The organism is Bdellovibrio bacteriovorus (genome assembly GCF_002208115.1).
Classification (GTDB): Bacteria; Bdellovibrionota; Bdellovibrionia; order Bdellovibrionales; family Bdellovibrionaceae; genus Bdellovibrio; species Bdellovibrio bacteriovorus_C.
Genome location: NZ_CP020946.1, coordinates 190,165 through 205,994, shown reverse-complemented (window position 1 = coordinate 205,994; position 15,830 = coordinate 190,165). Strand labels below are relative to the sequence as shown.

The following is a 15,830-nucleotide window of genomic DNA, read 5'->3' as shown; positions in this document are numbered from 1 at the left end:
CCGTCAGGGCTGGGCTTTTGTGGGGTTGCATTTCGTTCTCTTCGTGCTATATGAGGCCCATCTGTATTCATTTGGGTTACAATAGGCCCGAGGTAGATATGTCTTATGATATTGCTGCTGATATTCAGCGCCTGAAAAAAGAAAAAAACGCCGTCATTCTGGCTCACTATTATGAAGATGGTGATATTCAGGATATCGCCGATTATGTCGGTGACAGCTTCTATCTGGCGAAAATGGGCCAACAAGTTCAGCAAGACACCATCCTGCTTGCCGGTGTTGTGTTCATGGCTGAAAGCGTGAAGATCCTAAATCCCACCAAAACAGTTTTGGTTCCGGACATGGAAGCCAGTTGTTCTCTTGTTAAAGGCGCGCCTTACGATCAGTACCTGGCTTGGCGCCGGCAGCACCCGGACGGGATTGCGGTGACTTACATCAACTCCAGTGCGGAAGTGAAATCCATTTCTGATGTGATCATCACTTCTTCCAATGCCCAGCAGATCGTGGAATCCATTCCCAAAGACCGCAAGATTTTGTTCGGACCGGATCAGCATCTGGGTCGTTGGTTGATGAAAAAACTGAATCGTGAATTTGTCCTGTGGCCAGGGGCGTGCGAAGTGCACGTGCTGTTCAATGCCAGAAAACTTCACGAACTGATTGCCCAGCACCCGGATGCGGTGGTGATTGCGCACCCGGAGTGCGATGAATCCGTGTTGCAGTATGCATCCGTGGCAGGCTCCACTTCCCGTTTGCTGGAAGAGGTTCAAAAGAACCCGGCGAAGAAGTTCATCGTGGCCACTGAAACCGGCATCTTCCACCAAATGCAGAAACTTCGTCCGGACGTGACGCTGATTCAGGCACCGGTTCTGGATGCAGGTTGTTCTTGCAACAACTGCCCGTACATGAAGATGAACAACATGGAAAAAATCAAACACGCTTTGGAAACATTCCAGCCGCAAGTGGGCCTGGATGAGGCATTGCGCCTGAAAGCCAAGGTGTCTTTGGATCGCATGATGGACATCACCAGCGGCAAACCCGTCAGCTGGCCTGCGGAATTCACGGTTTAATTCTTTATGGACTCTTTGGTTCTTTCTGAACAACTGACAGAGTCCGCGCAAAAGCTTCTTCAGTCACCGGGCTTGCAAGTTCATGCCCGCCCGGAATGGGGAAGCCACAATCCCGCACATCGCGACTTGATCCGTGCGGAAATTCAAAAACTTCTTCCTGAAAACTGGCATTCATCCACTTCCCACACGGAAGGATTGGGTGTCATCGTGCTTTCCCCCCATCCGATTGGTGTCGATGTTGAAGTCACCGAACGTGTGAGCGACAAAACGGTGGCTCGCGTGTCATCACCAGAGGAACTGGCGACGGCCCCCGGTGCGGCGGCTTTGTGGTGTGCGAAAGAGGCTTGTTTTAAAGCACTTCGTTCCTATGATCAGCCCTCGGTGATCTCTAAAATTTCTATAGGGTCGTGGGAAAATATAGATTCTCAGACTGAGACATTCCGTCTTTCAAACTATGAAACGTTTAATTCCTCCTCTGAAAACAGGGGTGTCGTGAAGAAAATTTCCACCTGGAGTTTGGCCTTTTTTATTTTTCCCTCTTAACTTTGGTCGAGTCCTGCCGAAGAGTTTATTAACCGACGCTAATGCAGTTTGTTTTTAAGGTAGGTGAAAAATGGGAAGTTCAAAATACAACCGCAGAGTGGCTCCAAGGACCGAAGTCTCTCCCATTCATATTTCGTATCTCACATCACTGGATGACTTTGCAAAGATCGCAAAGAACAGTGAGATCGTCGAAGCCTCTTCCACCGGACTTTTGCTTCTGGTGAAGCGCGAGGATCTGATTCCATCAGCCCTGCGCAAGACGCTGACCCTGGATTGCCTGATTGGCGACCGCGTGTTCATGCATCTGGAGGAAATGAATCTTGAAGTTTCTGGCGTGATTACGCGCACGCAGCTTCTGGGTAAAAAAGGTTTCTATGTGGCTGTGGACTACAGCGACGAGGCGCCGGAGTACTGGCGTGAGTGCCTGATGGATCTGCTGCCCCGCCCGGGCGAGCTTGATTAAAACACCACGAAAACCACCAGTCGCGGGGTCGAAAGATCCCGCGATTTTTTTGCAATCTTTTCAGTTGGCCGCCATTTGAGTGGAGCCCCTTCGAACCCGGGTTTATGATCCCGGCCTGATGAAAGTGCTGCTGTTCACCCTTCTTCTTCTTGCCGTGCTGGCCCCTTCCCAGGTGGCCGTGCAACGTGTGCTGTGCCCGGCCCTGCTGCCGGTCAATGCCAGCACCGAGGTTGACCAAGGCCTTTCTGAAGACCAACTGAATCAACTGCTGACGCTTTTCCAAAAAATCTATCCCGACATCGACTTTCAATCGAGCTGGTTTAACAACACCATCAATGCCCAGGCCCTGCGGTTTGATGAATCCAAGCTGATCATCGTCTATGGCGGATTGGTGCGCGAGCCCACCACCACCCCAGACAGCCTGGCCCTGATGATCTGCCATGAGGTCGGCCACCACAAAGGCGGCAAACCCTACTTCCCGGACGGCGACGGCAAAGACACGTGGGCTTCGGCCGAAGGCGCGGCGGACTATTATTCCATTCGTGGCTGCTTCACCCGCATAGCTTCAATGATGAAAACCCCGACAGTGCGCCTGTCAGAACGCGATGAAGCTTTGCTTGAGCAGACTTGTGCTAATTCCGCCAAACCCACCGTCTGCCGTCGCGCTTTGCAGTCCGGCGCCCTGATGGCTCGCTTGCAGTGGAATGTGTTTTCAAATAATCAGCCGGTCCCGGCTTTAGATGCCGAAGAAACAAATCTGCCGCCAGCCACGTTGTTAGGCTACCCAAGCCCGCAATGCAGACTGGACACGTTCCGCGCCAGTGCGCTTTTGCAAGAACGCCCCGCTTGCTGGTATCGCCCTCTTTAAGGCATCAGGTGTCTTAACTTTAGACAGCTCCGTTTGGTCAAATCTAAGCAGCATTATTTAAAACAGGTACAGGCCTTGCTTTAGACAGAAGCTTGAAATCAACCAAGGAGTCTGTTCCATGAAGATCGCTGCCACCTCCCTGCTGTTTTGTTCTTTGCTTCTTAGTGCGTTTTCCGCCTCTGCGGGCATGACCAGCGGGACTATCGGAGTGAGCCTGACTATCGTGGAAGCTGGCCGCCTTTCCTCCGACGTCACCAGCGAGCCTTCCCAGCTTCGCGATATCAAAGCCCTGAGCATTCTGACAGAAGCCAGAGACGGTGCGGTGGTGGATGTTTACATCAATCGCCAACTGATCACTTCCGTGCGCTCGCAAAAAGGTGTTGTGAACTTTGAACTGAATTGGACTTCCGAAGACAAAATGAATCTGGAACTTCGCTCTGGCGGCAAAGTGCTTGAGCCTTTGCAAACCGCCTACATCACTCCGAGCACAACGATGATTCCCAAGATGTCGACTCAAGGCTATCAGCGCCAGGTTCTGGTGACCCATGAGGATGGCTCTCAGAGCACGAAGACCATTGAAGTGAAAACTGTGGTGGTTGAATACTAGGTGGCGATTGGAAATTTGAGATTGGGAATTGGATTTAGGAGCTTAATAAAAAAACCCCGCTTTGTTGGCGGGGTTTTTGTTTTTTTATAGATCTGAGAATTGTGGCAAACCGATTTCGGAGACCAGCACCACGGAATAGTGCGGTGGCAGGAACCAGCTCAGGGCTTCGGCGATGCCCTGGTGTTCTTTGGTTGGTGGGTTCCCCAAAGACTCCAGGGAGAATGCCAGGTCGTAGTGTTTGCGGTCCTGGCTCATCACCAGAATGCGTGGGCGCAGAACGCCCTGATCGCGGAAGAATTCTTTCAGGATGTTGCGAACGTACTGAGGCAGATAGTGTGGCGCTGGGGGACCTGCATGCAGACCCTGACCTTTTTCCATTTCCACGGTGCCTACCGGAGACTGAGCAGCCTCTTGATAGAATCGGCCGGTTTCTTTGAAGTTCCAAAGCATGCCGTAAGTGAATACATAGTCGGGATAGGACTTCATGGGATTCACAACCAGGCCCACACCTTTGGTTGCGGCCCATTGCATGATTTTGTTTGCGGGCTCTGTCGCCTCTGCGCCGGTTTCCACCAGCAGGTAAGGCCAGCCATCCGGACCTTGTTGAGGGACTTCATGGATCAGCTTGACGTTGCCTTGAGTGACCGCCATGAAAAAGTCGATCTCCCACTGATGGTCACGTTGTTCATCGGGGGTGTTTACGATTTCAATCAGGTTCATAGTCACTCCTAAAATACAAAAAGGCCGGGGAAACCCAGCCTTTTTATGCCCCTTTCGGGGCGAGGTCAACAAGCCACCAGAGCGTGTCGCGAGAGATCGGGGCTTATTAAAGCCCCGCTCTTAATATTCCTCTACGATAACGATAGTTTTGTAACCGCTTTCGTAACGGATTTTGCCGTTCTGATCGTACTTAGGCTTACCAGTGCGAGTATCCAGCACTGGAACAATGCCACGGTCCGCTGCAGTCACAGCACGGTGGATGGTTTGAATTTGAGATTTATGAACGCGCACGCAACCAGAGGACGCACGTTTACCCAGCATCGCCTCACCAGCTGCTTCACCGCCGGAAAGATCCGGCGGCACCTGGTGAACTGCCAAGCCGCGCTGTTCATTGAAGAACATCGCAAATGGCATCTGGAATTTGGATTCGCCAGAACGGTAGTTGTAACCGTGAACGCGCTTAATAGTATAGAAGCCGCGAGTAGTATGTCTCCAGTGGGAAGACGTCGTGCCTTTAAAGATCTTGTTCACAACACCGCGCACTTTGCTGATGTATTCAACGTCTTCACGGCCAGTGGAAACATATGTGGAAAGCATCAACTGACGGTTTGTGTACAAGCGCAGAGTCTGAGCCTGGGAGCCGGATGCCGCTTTATTGATGACGATCACGTTCGTGTACTGGCTCAGGTAAGTTTCACCACGCAGATAAGCCTGTTCATTGAACAAACGGCCACGAGGAGCTTCGTAAGAATCCTCTACCATCAGTTTGCGCTCCAGAGCGGAAGATTGAGCAAAAGCATTGAAGGAGGCCAAAGTTGCCACCAGCAGAAGGCCAAATACAGTCAGTAGACGATTCATGATCTCTCCTCTTTAGAAAATTATTCCGCCTCAGGGACGAAATTCGTCGTTTCAAGATGGAGAGCTTCTAGCAGAAAGATTACATAGCCCGTACAAAATTTGTGCATTGTGTAACAATTGTGTATTCAGGAATTTTGTTCAAGCAAAGGAGGGCTAAATATGCGGCGGCAGATTTTAGGCATAAAAAAACCACCTTGGCGGTGGTTGATTTAAACTTCTTAGAAGAAGTTTGGTAGGGAATGCCGGATTCGAACCGACGACATCCACCTTGTAAGGGTGGCGCTCTACCAACTGAGCTAATTCCCTATCGTCTTGAGAGGACCATTTCTAACAACGGTCCGTCCCTTAATCAATATCTTTTTTTAATTTTAGTACTTTTTTAGTGCCTTCAGGTCGTCCATGCACGTTTTCTGGGTCAAAGTCGCTGAAATCTTCATAATTTGCATATGAATCAGCTCTTCGGTCCCACGCTGCTCCAGCGCCCCGAAGGATAGAAGCATCACAGCCTCCGTCGGCAGGTTCCCGCGCAACGGTGGAAGTGGAGAATCTTTCTGATCAAAGGCCGTCAGTTGAACACGGAAGGTTGTTCCGCCCTTGCTGGTCATCTGAGAAAGAACCTTTTTGTTTCTTTCAATACCCACGCCCGTCGCAATCACACGGCAGGTTTCGCCGTCGAACTGCTTCACCTGAAGCTGGCGAACACCAGTGGATTTCTGACGAACCACTTTCAGAGCAAAGTAGGACGTGAAATCACCCTGTTGGGCTTTCCAAAGACCCTGGATGTCCTGCCATGGGAATGGCTGTGCCAAGTGCATTGGCCATGGGACCCAGCGGTCATCACTGGCTGGCATGATGTGCTCTTCATCCTTCGCAAAGGCAGTTGCAGAGAACGTCAGTCCCGATAGAGTCACCAAAGTTGCGATCAAAATTTTGCTCAACATGAATCCCCCTTAGTGCTCGAAATGAACTCGAGCCGCTTTATTCATGTAATATCCGTTTTTGGCTCTAAAGATATATTTAGGTTTTTCGTAATCCGGTTCAATCAGTTTACGCAGACGTTTGATCGTCACGTAAATCTTATTGTCGTGGATGGCAGGATCATAAGGCTGCTTCCAGACATTCTCAACCAGGAATTCTTTGGAATAAATCTGACCCTGGTTCTGAACGAACAGGCGCAGAAGATCGATCCAATAATATGAACTGGTTTTTAAAATCAATGCGACCCAGTTTCTTTTCGATCACAGAGTGGTTGGCCTCATCAAAGATAAGGTCGAAGTTGCTCTGGGTTTCGCCACCGATTTTTTCCGCCAGGTTTTTCACCATGCGCGCCAGACGTTTGTGGTTTTCAGTGTCCACAGATCTTTGCGCCAGAGTGATGTAAGTGCGGGCCATGTCCTTGTCGCCGATTTCAAAGTATGTGTCCGCCAGGGCGCCCATCAGATAGTTGGACATAACCACGTTGCGGGTTTCACGAACGATATCGTAGGCCTTCCACAGGACCTCGATAGCTTCGTCATACTTTTTCATCTGTTTCAGGATGTCTGCATTCAGGAACAGGGAGGACGCCTGCAGATCCGGCATCTGATAAACCTGGAAGAAGACCTGAAGATTGTAGATCTCTTTCAAAGCATCAGAATAGCGAGCGGAAGACGGATGAGAGTACACCATCGCAAGACCGAAGATGGCGTGACAGATGTCTTCCTTGTTGTCAGAAGCAAGCGCGATAGCCAGGGCCTTTTGGAGATAGTCCATGGCTGTGTCGATTTGACCTTTGTACGACGCACACACCGCGAGCGTGTAGTACGTCTTGGAATTCAGTTCGAAGCCCTCTTTCAGAACCAAATCCTGGAGTTTTTCTTTTGTCAGATTCACTTCTTCAAATTGCTCACGCTCTGCAAAGATACGCAGAAGCAAATTGATGCACTTCAAGTATTGAGAGAAATTCTTCTCGGCAAAGAAAGCTTTCGTCGCTTCCTGAAGATTGTCCACGGCAGGCGTGAACTCTCCCCGGTCGTAGTAAAGCTTGCCGAGCTCGAAAGCACGATCAGTAGGGCTCATAAGGTCTTAAAACTCCAAAACAAAAAACAAATTACTCGCGAGGGACAGGTTTTTACAGATTGTCAGGAATACGTCAATGTAAGACGCGGACAGTTGCTGAAAATTTGAGCATAGTGAGAATTGATTTCAGGAATGTAATGCGCCGGTAATGAAACCAGCTGCATTATTGCGGCGTGTGAGGTGAAGAAATCGCTAGGAGAGCGCTTTTCAGCGCCTCTGGAACTTCTTCCACTCATGCTCGGGCATCAAGCTGACGCTTTCGGTGTTGGGATCAAAAACGATGCGCACGTGCCCTTTGTCGATCTGCTTTTGCACCTGCTGCATCTTGGTTTCGTAAGAGATTTCATTCACACCATAGTCGGTGCCTTCACGCTGAATGAAGTTATCAATCACTCCGCGCAGGGCCTGTTCACTCAGGGCTTCTTTGGGAATCTCAATAGGGGTGGCGTTTTCCGGGTTGTTGTCGTTCATAACACATCCTTTACCACGACCCACCCAAGGGCTGGCAAAAAAAATGAGTAACCCTTTCAGGCGAAAGGCTTAAGGCGAGTTTTGACTGCTAACATAAGTAATTTTCCGAAGTTCGTTAAAAATCAGTGAAAATAAGTTCAGCCCCCTAACGAAGGATTCTGAATGAAGAACCTGCCACTGATTATTTTGTGTTTGAGTCTGACGACAACTCTTTCTGCGTGCTCAGGAAGTTTTAGCGGAAAGAAATCAGGACAAGAAGATCAGACTGCGGAGAATCCTCCCCAGGCAAATCCAACGCAACCACCAAGCCAGCAGACTCCGGCGCCAACGCCGACGCCTGCTGAGCCAAGCCCTGAGCCAGTTCCAGCGCCTGCGCCGGAAGAACCGGCTCCGACTCCAGAGCCATCGCCATCACCAGCTCCAACTCCGGAAGAGCCTGCTCCTGCTCCAGTTCCAACTCCAGAGCCTTCGCCAGCCCCTGCGCCGGAACCAAGCCCTGCGCCGGCTCCACAACCGGCTCCGGAACCAGCACCCGAGCCAACTCCAGCACCGACTCCCGCGCCGGCGCCAGAACCCGCTCCGGAGCCAACACCAGAGCCGACACCAACTCCGACTCCGGTGCCTGTGCCTGAACCCGCACCAGTTCCTGAGCCTGTGCCGACTCCCATCAGTGGTTGTCCAGAGAACTATGAACTTGTTGCTGCCAACAGCACGGTGAAAACCGAAGCATTCTGTATCGCGAAATTTGAAATGAAAAAAGTGGGCGGAAAAGCTGTTTCGACGGCCGCGAACAAACCTTGGCTGGCCACCAAAGCCGTAGCCACCGACGCGTGTGCCGCTCTGGGTGCGGGTTACCGCCTGCCAACAAATTCCGAGTGGAATGCGGCAGCTTTGGAAATTTACAACACCCAGGAAAACTGGATTGATAAAAACAAGAAAGACACCCTGTACACCGGCTACTATTCCGGATGGAGTGAGCCCGTGGAAATCAAAGATGTCACCAACCCTTACGACAGCACCGGCAAAACCAGTGGCAGCGAGCGCCGAACGTTTGTTCTTGCCAGCGGCAAAGTGATCTGGGATTTCGGTGGCAATGCCTGGGAGTGGGTCAGCGACACCATTTATGGCAACTCGTACAATCCGGATCTTTCAAGTTTCTATGGACGCCAGTATCACAACAACAACTGGGACGTGAAACCGGGCTCCAAAGCGCTGTTTGATTTCACGGGTCTTGCAGATGCCGGAAAGAAAGACACTTCGATGGGGAATTTGTTCGGAGGAAGCTCTGGCAAAGTCATTCGCGGAGGCGCCCTTTGCATTCATTCCAAAGGTGTTACGGGAATCTTCACCGCCAACATCGGGGATATTACCGCCGATGAGATGCAGGCCCCGGCGTCCTGGAATCTGAAGATGAATAACGTCGGCTTCCGATGCGTGACAAAGCCCCAGTAAAAGAGGCGTCTAAAGAATAGACACCTGTTGGCCCTGTGGCAGCCGAGGTACTTCGCGGAAACTCAGGGAGGGAGTCAGAGATATCTGAATCCCTTTTATTTTGGCACCTGCCTTGCCCTAGCTTACAGGAACAAGGAGTCCGCCATGAAATGGAAAGCTTTTACCGCCTTTGCCGCCACCAGTTTAATCGCAGCCTGGGCCCACGCCAAAGCCCCCACCACGAAAGCCGAATTCTGCGAAATGGCCCACAAACCGGCCGCTATGCGAGCCCTTCTGGCTGATACCGAGAACCAGCTTTCCTTCACCAATCGCGGTGGTTTGGGTGATGCGGGTGTTTGCTGGTGGCATTCCATGTTCACCCGCAACGCAAATTATCTGACCATCTATCGTCCCGAAGAACCCCGCCCCAATCGCAACGAAGTCCGCCAGATCATCATGGACATTTCCGCCAACCGAGGCGTTGTTGAGATTCCGGGCTTTAAAAATTTGTCCGAGTTTTCATATGCTCACAGGAACGAAATTCAACAGGCTTTGGAAGAAGGTCAAATCGTCGACGGTGGCCTGATGTTCGGTTGGGTTCGCGGTGTCACCGGCAATCACAGCATTCCCGCAGCGGAAATGAAAAAACGCATGGATGAGTTGTATGTGGAAGTCAGTAAAGGGATCATCCCTTACCAAATGCTGCAGATTGAAGGCATCACGGCGCACGCCTGGCTGGTGGTAGACATGAAAAGAACCGCGAATGGCTACATCCTGACGGTTCACGATAGCAACTATAAGGGCACGTACAACGTTGTATATTCAGACGGAATGACTCAGCTTTCTGACTATCAGGCGGTTCCTTACACCAGCCGCAACATGATGGACTATGCCTCCTATGAAACAGCACTCAAAAACTTCTGCAAACGCGGCTTCACCGCCAAAGACCTGCGCGCATCCCGCAGCAAGAGATAAAAACCAAATTGCAAAAACAAAAAGGCCGGTATTTCTACCGGCCTTTCCAATTCGACCTAAATCAAATTTCCAATCTCTAATTTCCAACCACTCTTAGTGGTGGTGTACCGACTGACCCGTGTACTGAGCTTTGATTCCGAACTCGCGCTCCTTTTGAATCTTGAACAATTCTTTTGGAGACTTGATATCCAGAGCATTGATCAGAACCTGATCCACATGGTCCACCAGGATCACTTTCAGATCCTTCATTACATCCTTAGGGATGTCCTTAAGATCCTTTTCGTTCTCCTTAGGGCAGATGATCAGCTTGATGCCACCGCGGTGAGCAGCAAGGATCTTCTCTTTCAGACCACCGATGGCCATCACACGTCCACGCAATGAAACTTCACCCGTCATCGCCACTGTGCGCTTCACAGGGACTTTCATGATCGCTGACACGATGGAAGTCGTCAGTGCGATACCTGCAGAAGGACCGTCCTTAGGAACTGCACCCTCTGGCAAGTGGATGTGCACGTCGATGTTAGAGAAGTATTCTTTGTCCAAACCGAACAAAGGACCTCTGGATCGAACATAGCTCATCGCCGCCGCACAGGATTCTTTCATCACATCACCCAACTGACCGGTCACAGTGAACTTGCCTTTACCAGGCACCACGCTCACCTCGACAGCCAGAAGGTCACCGCCCACTTCCGTCCAAGCCATACCGTTCGTCAGACCGATTTCGTTTTCAGTCTCGATCATACCGAACTTGTACTTGTGCGGACCCAGAAGCTCGACCAGTTTCTGCGGAGTAACCACATAACCTTCGTTCTTCTTCGTGGAGGTCTTCGCTGTTTTCGCGCCTTTTTTGGCTGCAGCAGCTTTTTTCTCGGTTTTAGCTTCAGCTTTGAAGTTTTCCAAAGTTTCGTTCATCACGATGTCTTTGGCGACCTTACGAGCCACGTTTGCAAACTGTCTTTCCAGGTTACGAACGCCCGCTTCACGAGTGTAGTAGCGGATCACATCACGGATAGTTTCATCCTTGATGGTGACTTTGTAGTCTTTCAAGCCGTGGTTTTCCAACTGCTTCGGAACCAGGTAGTTCTTCGCAATGTGGAATTTTTCCTGCTCGATATAACCTTCAAGGTTGATGATCTCCATACGATCCAAAAGAGGTCTTGGAATCGTGTGCAAGGAGTTCGCTGTCGCGATAAACATCACTTTGGACAGGTCATATTCAAGCTCCAGGTAGTGATCCTGGAAGTTGTTGTTCTGCTCAGGGTCCAAAACCTCAAGCATCGCAGCAGCCGGGTCACCTCTGAAATCATTGGCCATTTTGTCGATTTCATCCAGAAGAACCAGTGGATTGCCTTTGTCCACTTTACGAAGCGCCTGCAGGATTTTACCTGGCATCGCACCCACGTATGTTTTTCTGTGACCGCGAATTTCCGCTTCGTCACGCACACCACCCAAAGAGATACGCGCGAAGGGACGATTCAAAGATTCCGCGATGGATCTAGCCAGGGAAGTTTTACCCACCCCCGGAGGACCCGCCAGACACAAGATAGGGCCTTTCATGTCTTTGGAGATGGACAAAACTGCCAGGTACTCCAGGATACGGTCTTTGACTTTTTCCAGACCCCAGTGATCGTCATCAAGAATGCGCTGGGCATTTTTGATGTCGTGTTTTTCTTCTGTGTAATCAGCCCAAGGCAAAGACAGAACCCAGTCGATGTAGTTGCGAACGACTGTCGCTTCCGCAGACATAGGTGACATCATTTTGAGCTTTTTAATCTCTTTCATGACCTTGTCTTTGGCTTCCTGGCTCATTTTTTTGTTCTTGGTCTTGATCTCAAGATCCTGAAGTTCTGCCTGGTAATCGTCTTTCTCACCAAGCTCCTTCTGGATGGCCTGCATCTGTTCATTCAGATAGTACTCTTTCTGAGAGCGCTCCATCTGTTTCTTCACGCGCGTGCGGATCTTCTTTTCCACTTCAAGGATTTCGATCTCGCCGGTCATCAGGTTCAGAAGGTGTTCCAGACGCTTGGAAGGATCGATGATCTCCAAAACAGTCTGTTTGTCTTCAAGTTTCAGGTTCAGTTGAGCCACGATAATGTCTGCAAGCTCCCCTGGATTTTCGATGGTGGATACACGCATCAGAATTTCAGGCGGGATACGCTTGTTCAGCTTCACGTAGGTCTCGAACGTTCCTTTTACGGAGCGAACCAAAGCCTGCGCTTCAACGATGTTTGTCGGATCTTCATCCAGAGCCTCAACAGCCACTGTGAAGAAGTTATCGTTGTTTACGAAATTCTTAATCTTTACGCGACGTTTACCTTCAACCAGAACCTTCACAGTTCCATCCGGCAAACGAAGCAATTGGATGATTGTTCCAACCGTGCCGATTGCAAAGATATCTTTAGGTTCGGGATTGTTGGTTTTGGCGTCCTTTTGAGCGGCCAAAACGATGTCGGTTTGTTTGCTCATCGCCTCTTCAAGAGCGTTGATGCTCTTTTCACGACCGACAAACAAAGGCATCATCATATGCGGAAAAATGATGAGGTCTCTTAGGGGCAAAAGTGGTAGTTGTTGTACTTTTCCCTCGCTCATAATCCTATCCCTCCCTGTGGGTTAACGAGCAGGCTCGTTCCTAACTTAGAACCGAACCAAATCTGCTTAGGTTAAAAAATCCATCTCAACCCTGAGCAAATTCTTATACTCAGTCTAACTATGTGAACGATTACTGGGAAGTAAATATATTGCAGTGAAAAAGACTTCTGGTCCTAGCAGCGAGTCCAATTTGCCCTAAATTTAGGCATCATAATGAGCCCTAATGCTAACCGAAAATAATTCTAATAAGTGTCGGAAATTGAGAATCTTTCCTAATTGTAATTCCAGGTCCTAACATTTTTATGCCCTTTTAGCCCATTTTGTTCGATAAGTGCTATGTGACACCCAGAGACAGCAAAAGATGGTTCCGCACCAACTCGCTATCACTCAAGCTGCTCATAGCGACTTGGGCTGTAAGCTCGTTTGCGACACTGATTCTTACCGCATTTCAACTCATCATGGACTATCAAAGAGATTTTGATAAGTTGCAGAACAACTTTACCATCATCAAGAACTCTTACCTTGATTCCATGGCCGAACATCTGTGGTCATATGACACAAGACTTTTGGAAATTCAGCTCGATGGTCTGGGTCGTTTGCAGGGTGTAAGTTATCTGCGTTTGGTGGCTGACAACAAAACCATCTACGAAACCGGGAAATCCGACCCGACCGAAGAAAGCCACAAGCGCTTCGACATCTATCACAAAAACACCAACGAAATCCTGGGCGCTTTGGATGTCGAACTTGATATCAAGAGCCTACGTGAAAAGTACTTCCAGGAAGCTATTTGGATCTTTATCCGACAGGCTGCCAAAACAGCGGTCGTGGTGTTCTTCCTTTATTTCATCTTCAACCGCATTCTGGTCGTTCACATTCAGCACATCGCCCGGTATCTGGCGGAAAACCGCGGCCGCGATGCCAAGGATCTTGAGCTGAAGCGCCGGGCCCACAAGGGCCAGGATGAACTGGATGTTCTGGTGGAGTCCATCAATCAGTTCCGTTCAGAATTGCTGGAAGCCAACCAAAAACTGGAAAGCCTGAATCAGGCCCTGGAACAAAAGGTTGCTGAACGCACGCGCCAGTTGACCACCAAAAATGAAAGCCTGGAAAAGGCGATGATGCAGATCAAACGCATGCAGGCGACACTGGTTGCTCAGGAACGTCTGGCATCCTTGGGAAGCCTGACTGCCAGCGTGGCGCATGAAATCCGCAATCCACTGAACTTTGTTCTGAACTTCAGTGAGCTTCTGACCGACTCAGAAAACCTGGAAGAGATCAAAGAGATCAGCCGTGTGATTCTGAAACACAGTCAGCGCATCGACCAGATCGTCCGCTCCATGCAGATCCTGTCGGGTTACGACAGCGACGTGCTGGAGGTTGCTGACATCAATGAGATCGTGAAACAGTCCTATCAGGACACGGTTTCAACCCGCTCATTGGGTTCAAGCTATGTGCCGCCGAAAGTGACTTACCGCCTGGGTGAGTCGGTCAAAGCACCGGTTTACACCACGTCGCTACTGCGAGCCCTATCCAACATCGTGGACAATGCGATCCATGCTTTGGAAAAGAAAGTGCGTGCAAATAAGAACTTTGAACCAGAACTTATTTTGTCCACAGCCGTGCGCGGGGACATGGTGGAAATCACCATCCGCGACAATGGTGTGGGCATCCCGACAATTCTTGGTGAAAAAATCTTCGATCCGTTCCTGACGACAAAATCCGCGGGTGAAGGAGCTGGACTCGGCCTGACTGTTGCATTTAATATTGCCCAGAAACACGGTGGCACATTAAAATACAATAGCGAGTTCGGGCAATGGACTGAGTTTTCGATGTCCCTGCCCCTTACACACGAAAGACCGAATTCATGATCCACATTGTGATAGTCGATGATGAAGCAGACACACATCTGCTTTATAAATTGAAGTTCAAAAAGCTGTTTGCGCACTGGGGAGATCTTAATCTGACCTCTTTCCTGAATGCGACGGACTGCCTGGACTTTCTAAACACCCCGGAAGGGGCCCAGGTCGACTTGATTCTTTCAGATATCAACATGCCCGGCATGGACGGGTTTGAACTGCTTCAAGCGGTAAAGGGCCTGCATATCAAGGTGCCCTTCTATATGGTCAGCGCCTATGAATCCTCGGAATTCCGCAACAAGGCCGAATCCCTGGGGGCCACCCGTTTCTTAAGCAAGCCCGTGGATTTCAGCCGCCTGGGCGATGCTGTCCGTGAAGACCTGAAGCTTTCAGACTCAGCGGTTTAAGAGCATCCAATCCTTCACATCCTCCTGAAAAAATCCCGATTCGCGGTAAGCGCGGTGAAGAATCCCCTCCTGATCCAGGAAATGACGTCCCTTTTCAAGGGCCTGATGCAACTCCATACCTCCAGGATATTTTTTGGAAGTCATCCAGTGGCGCGTGCCCTTCAGGTTCACCTTGTAGTTTCGGACCGGCACATAAATCTCTTTCCCCACTGTGAAGGTCTTGTCGAGGGTGTTTCTAAATGGTGCCAGAGTAAAATCCACCCGTCCTGAAGAAACCATCTTCGTCATCAGCTCCCAGTGGCCGACTTCAAAAACCTTTCCCACGTTCAGGTTGTGAAGTGCTTTTACGTCCGGCCCCCAGTCGGGATTGGTGACAGCGGAAAAATTCGGGAAATGTTCAGGAAGTTTGGCATTCAGAAGCTTCTGATGCCCGGGACGGGTGTAAATCCCCACCACGAATTCTCCATCACGAATCAATGGTTCGGTCTTCAGCACTTCGGAATCAGGCACACTTTCCGCCCAGGCTGAATTTGCCAGGGCCGCCACCTTGCCCTTTCGCAACTGCTCAAGAAGGCGCCCCGTGGAGGGAAGCCCCACCAGTTGCACCTGCCCCGCAAACTTTCCATGTCGCAAAGCCTGCATGAATAGAACAACTTCAACGACATCACGCCGTGAATGCTTGCCATCAAATTTAGTGATTTTCACCGGATCACGTTCCTGCAGGAATAATTTGTAATCCCGCAGCACATCTTCAATCAGACCCACCTGCACAACCTCAGCCGCACTCGCAGGCTGAGCCACCAAGAAAGCGTGCAGGAATAAAAAAAGAAACGATCCGAGTGCCATCAGTTGATTAGACAATGAGGCCTTCGGATCGTCAAAACAGTTACTTAATCTTGTGTATTTCTTGAAAAGCTCCC

The 15,830-nt window shown here is 50.1% G+C and carries 18 protein-coding genes and 1 tRNA gene; 9 read left to right on the top strand and 10 right to left on the bottom strand.

Annotated elements, in window-relative coordinates:
• The first annotated feature begins 98 nt into the window (after positions 1-98).
• The 5 genes from nadA (at position 99) to B9G79_RS00990 (ending at position 3,545) form a co-directional block, all read left to right on the top strand.
• A complete protein-coding gene (gene nadA / locus B9G79_RS01010; protein WP_011166042.1) occupies positions 99-1,064 on the top strand; it encodes a quinolinate synthase NadA in 966 nt (321 codons plus the stop codon).
• 6 nt (positions 1,065-1,070) lie between these two features.
• Positions 1,071-1,607 carry a 4'-phosphopantetheinyl transferase superfamily protein gene (locus tag B9G79_RS01005; protein ID WP_088563895.1) on the top strand — a complete coding sequence of 179 codons (537 nt, stop codon included), beginning with the start codon at positions 1,071-1,073 and terminating at the stop codon, positions 1,605-1,607.
• A gap of 70 nt (positions 1,608-1,677) precedes the next feature.
• Entirely contained in the window at positions 1,678-2,070 is a 393-nt protein-coding gene (locus B9G79_RS01000) for a hypothetical protein (RefSeq protein WP_088563894.1), read from the top strand.
• Positions 2,071-2,188: 118 nt separating this feature from the next.
• Positions 2,189-2,938: a hypothetical protein gene (locus B9G79_RS00995; protein WP_088563893.1), complete on the top strand. Its 750-nt coding sequence runs from the start codon at positions 2,189-2,191 to the stop codon at positions 2,936-2,938.
• 118 nt (positions 2,939-3,056) lie between these two features.
• On the top strand, positions 3,057-3,545 hold the full coding sequence (locus B9G79_RS00990; RefSeq protein ID WP_088563892.1) for a hypothetical protein: 489 nt from the start codon (positions 3,057-3,059) through the stop codon (positions 3,543-3,545).
• Positions 3,546-3,629: 84 nt separating this feature from the next.
• On the opposite strand, the gene B9G79_RS00985 is transcribed toward B9G79_RS00990, so the two are convergent.
• The 8 genes from B9G79_RS00985 to B9G79_RS00955 all read right to left on the bottom strand — a co-directional run bounded on the left by B9G79_RS00985 (position 3,630) and on the right by B9G79_RS00955 (position 8,256).
• Positions 3,630-4,265: a hypothetical protein gene (locus B9G79_RS00985; RefSeq protein ID WP_088563891.1), complete on the bottom strand. Its 636-nt coding sequence runs from the start codon at positions 4,263-4,265 to the stop codon at positions 3,630-3,632.
• 120 nt (positions 4,266-4,385) lie between these two features.
• Positions 4,386-5,123 carry a L,D-transpeptidase gene (locus tag B9G79_RS00980; protein WP_088563890.1) on the bottom strand — a complete coding sequence of 246 codons (738 nt, stop codon included), beginning with the start codon at positions 5,121-5,123 and terminating at the stop codon, positions 4,386-4,388.
• 230 nt (positions 5,124-5,353) lie between these two features.
• Positions 5,354-5,429: transfer RNA gene (locus B9G79_RS00975), tRNA-Val, on the bottom strand.
• A gap of 62 nt (positions 5,430-5,491) precedes the next feature.
• Positions 5,492-6,064, bottom strand: a complete 573-nt coding sequence (locus B9G79_RS00970; RefSeq protein ID WP_088563889.1) for a hypothetical protein — start codon at positions 6,062-6,064, stop codon at positions 5,492-5,494.
• 9 nt (positions 6,065-6,073) lie between these two features.
• The gene (locus B9G79_RS18240) at positions 6,074-6,340 is read right to left on the bottom strand and encodes a winged helix-turn-helix domain-containing protein (RefSeq protein WP_232468961.1); all 267 of its coding nucleotides are present in this window, start codon (positions 6,338-6,340) and stop codon (positions 6,074-6,076) included.
• Entirely contained in the window at positions 6,246-7,181 is a 936-nt protein-coding gene (locus B9G79_RS00965; protein WP_232468960.1) for a tetratricopeptide repeat protein, read from the bottom strand. The genes B9G79_RS18240 and B9G79_RS00965 overlap by 95 nt, the downstream gene beginning before the upstream one ends.
• Positions 7,182-7,388: 207 nt before the next feature.
• Positions 7,389-7,652 (bottom strand): YheU family protein, encoded by a 264-nt coding sequence (locus B9G79_RS00960; protein ID WP_088563888.1) that lies wholly within the window; start codon positions 7,650-7,652, stop codon positions 7,389-7,391.
• 232 nt (positions 7,653-7,884) lie between these two features.
• Positions 7,885-8,256 (bottom strand): hypothetical protein, encoded by a 372-nt coding sequence (locus B9G79_RS00955; protein ID WP_157678698.1) that lies wholly within the window; start codon positions 8,254-8,256, stop codon positions 7,885-7,887.
• Between the two features lie 20 nt (positions 8,257-8,276).
• Between B9G79_RS00955 and B9G79_RS00950 the strand changes: the two genes are divergently transcribed.
• Entirely contained in the window at positions 8,277-9,104 is an 828-nt protein-coding gene (locus tag B9G79_RS00950; RefSeq protein WP_157678696.1) for an SUMF1/EgtB/PvdO family nonheme iron enzyme, read from the top strand.
• A gap of 144 nt (positions 9,105-9,248) precedes the next feature.
• Entirely contained in the window at positions 9,249-10,058 is an 810-nt protein-coding gene (locus B9G79_RS00945; RefSeq protein WP_088563885.1) for a hypothetical protein, read from the top strand.
• Positions 10,059-10,151: 93 nt separating this feature from the next.
• On the opposite strand, the gene lon is transcribed toward B9G79_RS00945, so the two are convergent.
• Positions 10,152-12,647, bottom strand: a complete 2,496-nt coding sequence (gene lon / locus B9G79_RS00940) for an endopeptidase La (protein WP_088563884.1) — start codon at positions 12,645-12,647, stop codon at positions 10,152-10,154.
• Between the two features lie 485 nt (positions 12,648-13,132).
• On the opposite strand from lon, the gene B9G79_RS00935 reads away from it, so the two are divergent.
• Both B9G79_RS00935 and B9G79_RS00930 read left to right on the top strand, forming a co-directional pair.
• On the top strand, positions 13,133-14,515 hold the full coding sequence (locus B9G79_RS00935; protein WP_232468958.1) for a sensor histidine kinase: 1,383 nt from the start codon (positions 13,133-13,135) through the stop codon (positions 14,513-14,515).
• A complete protein-coding gene (locus B9G79_RS00930; RefSeq protein ID WP_011166056.1) occupies positions 14,512-14,910 on the top strand; it encodes a response regulator in 399 nt (132 codons plus the stop codon). The genes B9G79_RS00935 and B9G79_RS00930 overlap by 4 nt, the downstream gene beginning before the upstream one ends.
• Here the strand turns inward: B9G79_RS00930 and B9G79_RS00925 are convergent.
• Positions 14,899-15,771: a hypothetical protein gene (locus tag B9G79_RS00925; RefSeq protein WP_088563882.1), complete on the bottom strand. Its 873-nt coding sequence runs from the start codon at positions 15,769-15,771 to the stop codon at positions 14,899-14,901. The two genes, B9G79_RS00930 and B9G79_RS00925, sit on opposite strands and share 12 nt — an antisense overlap.
• Between the last annotated feature and the right edge of the window lie 59 nt (positions 15,772-15,830).